Origin of the sequence: Bacillus stratosphericus, assembly GCF_020524495.1 — a bacterium.
Classification (GTDB): Bacteria; Bacillota; Bacilli; order Bacillales; family Bacillaceae; genus Bacillus; species Bacillus stratosphericus_B.
The window spans coordinates 1-6,760 of sequence record NZ_JAIVLB010000067.1 but is presented as its reverse complement, the minus strand read 5'-3'; the positions used below and the strand labels follow the sequence as shown (position 1 = coordinate 6,760).

Genomic DNA, 6,760 nt, shown 5'->3' with positions numbered 1-6,760 from the left:
ATTATTATAACAACATTCGTATTCAAACAAAACTAAACAACCAATCACCGATAAACTATCGGCAATTGGCTGTATAAAGGTGTTTTGATCCCTGTCTCAAAAACGGGGGTCAGTCCCCAGAGGACCAGAGCTTTTTTTATTTACCCGATTTGATTCTTTTTCACGGAGACAGGTTCGTCGTCCCAGCATTCAATGTGCTCGTTGTTCGGAACCGCATTTTTATAGAAGACAGGATCTTTTCCTTCTTTTTTCTGTCTCGTATAATCTTTCAATGCGGCAAAGGCGACTTTAGACAGCATGGTAATGGCGATGAGGTTGACGATAACCATAAGTCCCATGAATAGGTCGGCGAGATTCCAAACAACTGGAACACTTGCCACAGCACCGAATAAAACCATTGCAATAACTGCAATACGGTATCCGATTAGCCATGCCTTACTTGATTTAAGAAACTCGATATTCGTTTCACCATAGTAATAATTCCCGATGAACGTACTAAACGCAAACAAGAAAACCATAATGGCAAGTACACCAGAAGCCCAAGGACCAATGTGTTCACTCAAAGATGCTTGTGTGAGTTCAATACCAGTTAATTCTGTTGTTTTATATGCATTTGAGAAAAGTACGATAAAAGCAGTACTTGTACAAATAATGAGGGTATCAATTAAGACACCTAATGCCTGAATAAGACCTTGCTTTACAGGGTGACTGGTCACGGCAGCCGCAGCAGCATTCGGTGCACTACCCATCCCAGCCTCATTTGAAAAGAGACCCCGCTTAATTCCTTCCATAATAACGGCACCCATCGTACCACCTGCAAATTGTTCAATACCGAATGCATGGGTAATAATTGTATGGATAACGCCAGGAAGCTCCGTAATATTTGCAATCATGACAAAAAGAGCAATCCCAATATAAGCAACAGCTAAGAAGACAACAATGTATTCTGCCATCTTTGCGATCGTTTTGACACCACCGAAAATGATGATGCTAAATCCAATAGCCATAATCACCCCTACGATTAAACGGTTTGTGCCAAATGAATTTTCAAAAGCGATGGTGATGGTATTGGACTGTACAGCATTAAAGACAATACCGAAAGAAATGGTAATCAATACTGCAAATAATACCCCCATCCAGCGTTTCTTTAAGCCTTTTTCAATGTAGTAGGCTGGACCTCCGCGAAAGCCAGACCCATCTTTTGTTTTGTAAACCTGGGCAAGTGTACTTTCAACAAAACTCGAGGCGGAACCAATAATCGCTAGGATCCACATCCAAAAAATAGCACCAGGACCTCCCATCGCAATAGCGATAGCAATACCGGTAATGTTTCCTGTTCCAACTCGAGCGGCCATACTAATAGCAAACGCTTGGAATGGGGAAATTCCAGATTTTTGCCTGTTTGTTCCTTCTTTAAGCACAATCACCATTTCCTTGAGCATACGAAACTGAAGAAAACGAGATCTGAATGTAAAATAAAGGCCAACAAGAATTAATAGTGCAACAATAATATATGACCATAGAAAACCATTTGTTGTTGTTAATAAATCACTGATAAAGTCAAAGACATTATTCTTTTCGTTCATAACATCACCTCTTCTAATTCATCTTATTTGTTTAAAAGATGCTGAGATCCCACTCTTTAGCGAGTTTTTTCAGCATCATGACGCCTGTAATACTATTTCCGCAATCGTCAATGGCGGGACCATAAATGCCAATTCCACAGCCTGTCTTAAACGGGAATTCTCTTCTTGCGCTTGGTGGAACGCAAGCCATAATTCCTCCAGACACACCACTTTTGGCTGGAACGCCTACGAACGCTGCGAAATTACCAGACGCATTATACATGCCGCATGTCAGCATCAATGCCTTTGTTAGTCTTGCGATATCTTTTGGGATGACTTGGACTTGTTTAAAGGGGTGATAGCCATCACTTGAAATAATCAGTCCGATTAAGGCAATGTCCTCTGTTGTGACCTCGATAGAACACTGCTTTAAATAGACCTCTAATGTTTCCTCAACATCTGACTCTAAGTAATTGGTTTCTTTTAAGTAATAGGCAAGTGCTCGATTTCGATGGGCGGTTGCCCATTCTGATTGATATACCTCTTCATTAACAGAAGGACGCTTACCTATTAAATTTTCGATTAAATCGAAAATATATGCTAGCTTTTCTGTAGAAGTCTTTCCAAGAAGGATGGAGGATACAGTAATAGCTCCAGCATTAATCATTGGATTAAAGGGCTTCCCTGGTTTGTGCATCTCAAGGCGGATGATGGAATTAAATGCATCACCAGTTGGCTCTACATCTACCCGATCCAAGACGTAAGGTACGCCTCTTCCTAAGCAGGCAGCTATAAAGCTAATGACTTTTGAGATGCTTTGCAGGGTAAAGGGAATGTCCCAATCACCATATCGGACAGATGATCCATCTGAGCCTATAACGCTGATACCAAGTTGAGAGGAATTCACTTTTCCGAGTGCTGGAATGTAGCCAGCATTTTGTCCGTTTTTGTAATACGGACGTATTTCTTCTGCCCATTGGTCAACAGAAGACTGGCATGCGTGTTGTGTAGTATTAGAAATTACTGTTTTCATACGATTCCTCCAATCAAAAATCAAAAAATACCTATTAAATTGGCGGATGACAAAACATGCGATTAAATAGGCAGGAAAACATGTTACACATCTTTAATGAACTTGTCATGCGCTGTTTGTACCACTCCTTTACACCTAAATGTATGTTCAAATGAAGGCTTTGGCGGCATAACAAAAAGGTATTTAGTGAAAATTCAGAAAACGCTTACATATAGTTTTACTAAAATTGTTCATTAAATTTATCTTGAAAACTACACAATCTGACAAAAACCTACAAAAAAATTATAAATAAAAATTAGTGTTTCGGCAATTGTCTAAAAAATTCCTATTTTTGTAGACAATGACTAAAATGCAATCATAGCTGAAAGGTCACCTTGTTGCTCGGAGAATAGTCATAAAAAAGATTATGGGGATCAAAGAGGTAGAGAAAATTATTTTTTACACATTGTGAAGAAAGGAGTCTCCTTGTATACTGTGGCTATGCAAACAGGGGAAGGGATGTCAGTCATTTGAGTTTAAACCAGCTTGTCAAAAAAGACGCATTCGTTTTAATTTTTATGGTTGTCATAGTGCCGCTTGCAGGAGAGCTGAAGTTTTATCCTGTGAATGAGACGTTTCGCATAAGTTTCGGGCCACCTGCGTTTTTCTTTTGTTTATTACTTTTAAGAAAATCCAGACCGTTGCTGCCAGGATGTTTAACAGGCGCAGCCATTGTGTTTTTTCGAGTAGGATTGGACCTGATTCAGCAAAAAGCTGATATCGCTACGTCGTTTTATCAGCAATTCCCGAGCTTCTTTTTTTATTTTACTTATGCTTTTCTGTTTTTTATCGTCCATACGGGCCGTTTTAAGCAGCGGTCAATTTTCATTGGGATGATCGGTCTTATAATCGAATTACTTGCTGATTTTGTCGAGCTGTTTGTGCAATTTCTAGTGTTTGACACAACGATGACCATATCAAAGCTAAGTGATATGTTCCTCATTGCGTTTGCTCACAGCTTTGTAGTAATTAGCTTTTTTAATATGATGAAGCTGTATGAGGCACAATCAAGAGAGAAACAAATTATGAAACAGAATGAGCATATGATGATGATTGTTTCGAATTTATATGAGGAAACCGTTCATCTTAAGAAAACGTTAAAGCATACAGAGCACATTACGCAAGAATCATACCGGCTTTACCGCATACTCCATGAACACGAAGCAGGAAAGGAAGTGAGTCAGGAGCTGTTGAAGTTTGCTGGGGAAATTCATGAAGTGAAAAAGGACAATCAGCGTATTTTCGCTGGTCTTGCCAAGCTCATTTCGAAGGAGAATATGCAAGACTATATGAGAGCGGAAGAGCTTGTACAAATTGTGATCCGCATTCAAGAGAAATATGCTCTATCCATAGGGAAAAATATTTCCTTTACATCTGATATACGAGGCATTCACTTACATGATTATCATGTCTTCATTTTCTTGTCTTTGATTAATAATTTAATGGCAAATGCAGTGGAAGCAATAGAAGATAACGGAACGATCTCACTCATATTGAAAGGTACCCATGATAAAATAGAAGTTCTGGTTGAAGATGATGGGCCGGGTATTCCTGAAAAATTGAGAGAGGTTGTATTTGATCCAGGCTACACCTCGAAATTTGATGCCTTTGGGACACCTTCTACTGGGATTGGCTTATCCTATGTGAGAGAACTTGTTCAAGAGCTTGGCGGTCAAATTCATATCGAACAAAAAGAAACAAAAGGTACAGCTTTTCAGCTCGTCCTTCCTAAAAAAAATTTAATACAGAGAGGGTGAGTGTATGCGATTTTTCATTGCAGATGATGATCGTGCAATACGCTCGATTTTAGGTCAAATCATTGAAGATGAGGATTTAGGAGAGGTTGTAGATGAAGCCGATGACGGAGTTGGATTAGAAGCTCATTCATTGAACCTGAAAAAAGTAGACATCCTTCTGATTGATCTTTTAATGCCAGCTAGAGATGGTATTCAAACAATTCGTCATATTCACCCTGAATTCAAAGGTAAGGTCATTATGATTTCTCAAGTAGAGGCGAAAGAAATGATGGCAGAAGCCTATGAACTCGGGATTGAATATTTTATTCATAAACCGGTCAATCGAATTGAGATTGTCAGTGTCATTCGAAAAGTAATGGAGCGCATCAAGCTGGAAAAATCAATTTACGATATTCAAGCCTCCCTTCGGCATGTGCTGCCATTAGAGCCCGTGATTTCTCATGATGCGAGTATTGGAGCGAAGCGTAGAACGATGAAAGAGGCAGGGGAATTCCTCCTATCTGAATTAGGAATTGTCGGAGAGAGTGGCTCTAAGGATTTACTAGAGATACTGATCTACTTATATGAAACACAGACAGCCAATTCTAACGAGGCCAATTTTCCTCCACTAAAGCAGCTGTTTATCAAAACGGCGGAGAGAAAGCTGGATCATGGTGCGACCGATGTAGAAGTGATGCGAGAGGTGAAAGCGGCAGAGCAGCGGATTAGACGAGCCATTCATCATTCCTTGAATCATTTCGCTTCACTAGGATTAACGGATTTCTCAAATCCTAAGTTTGAGCAATATGCCTCTAAGTTCTTTGATTTTACAGATGTCAGCCAAAGAATGAAAGAAATGCAAAAGACGTCTTCGCTTTCAGGATCAACGGGTAGGGTCAATACGAAGAAATTCGTTCAAATTTTTTATTTTGAAGCAAAGCAGTTATTCGAAGGGATGAGCTAAGGAAAATCTGTTGGAATGATTGGAGAAAATAAACAGAGAGAGGTGGCCATTTCCTAAGATCAATCAAGCTCTTCAGGTAGTCTTTGTTATTTATCTGATCATTCCGATTCTTCTTTTTTCTTGAAAATAAAACTCTCTTGTGCAATCGTTTGTTAAAATAGTGAGGTTAGACTAGAATGTCGGAGGTTTTATTTTGGGGAAAATTAAACGAAATGCGCTCTGCCCGTGCGGTAGCGGAAAAAAATATAAACATTGTTGTGGTCAAAAATCAGGCGGAGAACAAACGTCTGAGCTTGTGTTTAAGGAAGCTGTACAAGTTCAAAAGGATTTAATGAATTATGCTTTTTCTAAGCATCAGAGAGCAATCAATCATTTCATTAATGATTTTTCTTTTCTTGCAGATATGGATAAAGAAACACAACAAATCTCAGTCTTTCATTTGAGTGTATGGGGCATCTTCTTCCGCCCGTTAACAGATAAGAATGAAACCATCTTCCACGAATTCCTCACAAAGAAAGCAGAAGATATTACACGTCCGAAAACAAGACAAGTGGTTCAATCTTGGACAGACATGGAACCATCTTTGCTTTTATTAAATGAAAAAACGGACGAGTCTCTTCACTTTGAGAATATGGTGACAGCTGAGAAGGTTCAAATTGATGTAAAACCGGATCAAACGGTGTTGCCTGAGAAGGGCAGTCTCGTTCTTGGTTTCCCTGTTCAGTTAGAAGAAAAAGCAGAGTTTTTCATTCAATATACGATGTTTACGAAAGAGTTTACGGATACCCTCCTTCTTCAGGTTCGCCAGCTCGTTGAAGCGTATGAAGCAAATGGAGGGTCGCGCAGCACATTTATGAGAGAATCATTCCCTGAAGTGATGAAGTGCATGTTTGCGAAGCAAGAAGTGACAGAAACGGAGACACCTGTCTACACGGAAGGCGGTACAGGACTATCAGCAGATCGTATGGATTGGGAAAGCGACGTTCATCTGGAAACAGCCAAGCTGATAGAAGATGGGATGAAAGAGCATGGTGACCAAGCTCTGACAGATGGGGCTTTAACGGTTTGGAAAGCTTATTGTGATCAGAAATCACCTGTGATCCGTAAAGCAGCGTCATTTGCGGCGGGAATCGAATATTATATTCAATCACTTGCAAGTGATGCACCACTATCTCAAGTGCAAGTAGCTAAAAAGTATGGCATTAGTGCATCAACTGTTTCCAGCCGTTTTAAAGATATCGAAAAAGCGGTTAAAGAAGAGCAAGAGCCGACTGTATAACATCATGAAAAAAGATGCGGCACCCTGGTCTTATCCCTGTCAAGTAGACAATTATAAAAAGCCTAACCTGCCAGTGTGTGACGGTATTCTACCGGAGCACACTGGTTTAATTTTTTCTGGAATCGATCGTGATTATAGAATTGA

At 39.7% G+C, this 6,760-nt stretch carries 6 protein-coding genes; 4 read left to right on the top strand and 2 right to left on the bottom strand.

The window, feature by feature from the left end:
• A partial coding sequence (locus tag LC033_RS17470) for an IS3 family transposase (RefSeq protein WP_326065740.1) occupies positions 1-77 on the top strand: 77 nt, incomplete at its 5' end.
• Positions 78-140: 63 nt separating this feature from the next.
• On the opposite strand, the gene LC033_RS16140 is transcribed toward LC033_RS17470, so the two are convergent.
• Positions 141-1,586: an alanine/glycine:cation symporter family protein gene (locus tag LC033_RS16140; protein ID WP_226570185.1), complete on the bottom strand. Its 1,446-nt coding sequence runs from the start codon at positions 1,584-1,586 to the stop codon at positions 141-143.
• 31 nt (positions 1,587-1,617) lie between these two features.
• Positions 1,618-2,598 (bottom strand): glutaminase, encoded by a 981-nt coding sequence (locus LC033_RS16135; RefSeq protein ID WP_226570183.1) that lies wholly within the window; start codon positions 2,596-2,598, stop codon positions 1,618-1,620.
• Positions 2,599-3,107: 509 nt separating this feature from the next.
• Here LC033_RS16135 and LC033_RS16130 point away from each other — a divergent pair.
• The 3 genes from LC033_RS16130 to LC033_RS16120 all read left to right on the top strand — a co-directional run bounded on the left by LC033_RS16130 (position 3,108) and on the right by LC033_RS16120 (position 6,616).
• The gene (locus LC033_RS16130; RefSeq protein WP_281430331.1) at positions 3,108-4,394 is read left to right on the top strand and encodes an ATP-binding protein; all 1,287 of its coding nucleotides are present in this window, start codon (positions 3,108-3,110) and stop codon (positions 4,392-4,394) included.
• Between the two features lie 4 nt (positions 4,395-4,398).
• Positions 4,399-5,337: a response regulator gene (locus LC033_RS16125; RefSeq protein WP_226570181.1), complete on the top strand. Its 939-nt coding sequence runs from the start codon at positions 4,399-4,401 to the stop codon at positions 5,335-5,337.
• Between the two features lie 193 nt (positions 5,338-5,530).
• Positions 5,531-6,616 (top strand): SEC-C metal-binding domain-containing protein, encoded by a 1,086-nt coding sequence (locus LC033_RS16120; protein WP_226570179.1) that lies wholly within the window; start codon positions 5,531-5,533, stop codon positions 6,614-6,616.
• Positions 6,617-6,760: the final 144 nt, after the last annotated feature.